The 1,521-nt window shown below is 72.4% G+C and carries 2 protein-coding genes; both read right to left on the reverse strand.

The features are described 5' to 3' along the window. On the reverse strand, positions 1 to 860 hold an 860-nt coding region (locus DYI42_RS23845), incomplete at its 3' end, for an NAD-dependent epimerase/dehydratase family protein (protein WP_213549613.1). Next, a complete protein-coding gene (locus tag DYI42_RS23850; protein ID WP_213549614.1) occupies positions 857 to 1,477 on the reverse strand; it encodes a LysE family translocator in 621 nt (206 codons plus the stop codon). The genes DYI42_RS23845 and DYI42_RS23850, both read right to left, overlap by 4 nt. Between the last annotated feature and the right edge of the window lie 44 nt (positions 1,478 to 1,521).

Here is a 1,521-nt window from a genome sequence, read left to right on the forward strand (position 1 = left end):
AAGTCGGAGGCGCCGGGGAGGGGCTGGGAGGTTTCGGCCAACACGCCGTGTTCCAGTTGCTTGATGGCGGTGGTGGAGAAGGGGCCAGCGCGCATGGCGTCGCCGAAGCGGCCCATCAGCCGGGCCAGGGCCATGGGGATGGGCAGCGCGGGCGCGGGGCGCAGGCCGAGATGGGCGCGGGTGGCGGCGGTGAGTTGCTTCAGCGTCAGCGTGTCGGCCCCGCCTATGGGGATGGGCTTGGGGCCATTGTCTTCTTGCGTGGCGGCGAGGAGGCGCTGTGCGAGGTCTTCGGCGTGGCAGGGGTTGAAGCGGTGCTTGCCGCGCCCGAGCACCGGGGTGACGATCGGGAAGGCGGAGAGGCCGCGCAGCACCGCCGAGCCGCCATAGGCCCCGTCGGAGAGGACGAGGCCCGCGCGCAGGATGGTGAGCCGGTGGCGGCCATTCTTGGAGGCGAGCTTGGCGGTGAGTTCGCCGGTGCGGCGGGCTTCGGCGAAGGGGGTTTGGGCCTCGATGCCCACGGCGGAGAGCAGCACCAGGAAGCTGCCGTGGGGCAGGGCATCGTAGAGCGCGGCGGGGGCGTGCTCATGCACGGCGGCCATGGCGGCGGGCGAGCCGGTGAGCAGGCCCGCGCAGTTGATGGTGCCGTGGGCGGTGCGGGCGAGGTCTTTCCAGGAGGAGGCGCTGTGCCATTTCTCGGCGGTCAGGTCGGCTTGAAAGGTGTCGAAGCCGAGGGCCTTCAGGGCCGAGGTGCGGCGGGCGATGCAGGTGACGCGGTGGCCAGCGGCGCGAGCGGCGAAGGCGACGTGGCGGCCGATGAAGCCGTCTGCGCCGAGGAGGAGGATGTGTTTGGGTTCGGTCACGCGCGGCGCAGCATGGCGGTGGCGGCGGCCATGGCCAGCAGCGCGCCGCCGCCTGCGCGGGTGAGCCATGTGAGCACCGCGGGACGGCGGATGGTGGCGCGCAGCCGGTCGGCGGCGAGCGCATAGGCCAGCGCGTTCAGCGCCGCGAGGGTGACGAAGGTGGCGGTGAGGATGGCGAATTGTGGCAGGAGCGGCTGCGTAGGCGTCACGAATTGCGGGACGAAGGCGATGAAGAAGGCAATGCTCTTGGGGTTCAGCGCCGTGACGGTCGCCGCGTGGCGGAAGATCGTGGCGGGGCGGGCCTGTTCGGCCTCGGGGCGATCAAGCGAGGCGGCAGGCGCGCGCAGGAGCTTGAGGCCGAGGTAGGCGAGATAGAGCGCCCCGGCCCATTTGAGCAGGGTGAAGGCGGTGGCGGAGGCGGCGACAAGGGCACCGAGGCCCGCGAGCGAGGCGGACATGGCGATGAGATCCCCCGCGGCGACGCCGGAGGCGCAGGCCAGCGCGGTGCGGCGGCCCTGGGAGAGGGCATAGGAGAGCACCAGCAGCACCGTGGGGCCGGGGATCAGCAGCAGGGCGGTGGAGGCGGCGGCGAAGGCGAGCCAGAGGTCGAGGGGCATGCGGTGTCTCCTTTTGCGGGGAGGAAGCCATGGGGGCGCGGGGG

The sequence above is a fragment of the Vannielia litorea genome (genome assembly GCF_018424695.1).
In the GTDB taxonomy this organism is placed as follows: domain Bacteria; phylum Pseudomonadota; class Alphaproteobacteria; order Rhodobacterales; family Rhodobacteraceae; genus Vannielia; species Vannielia litorea_A.

Excerpts from the sequence above, each read along its gene's own strand:
- DYI42_RS23850 (WP_213549614.1), bottom strand. The coding sequence starts at position 1,477 with ATGCCCCTCGACCTCTGGCTCGCCTTCGCCGCCGCCTCCACCGCCCTG.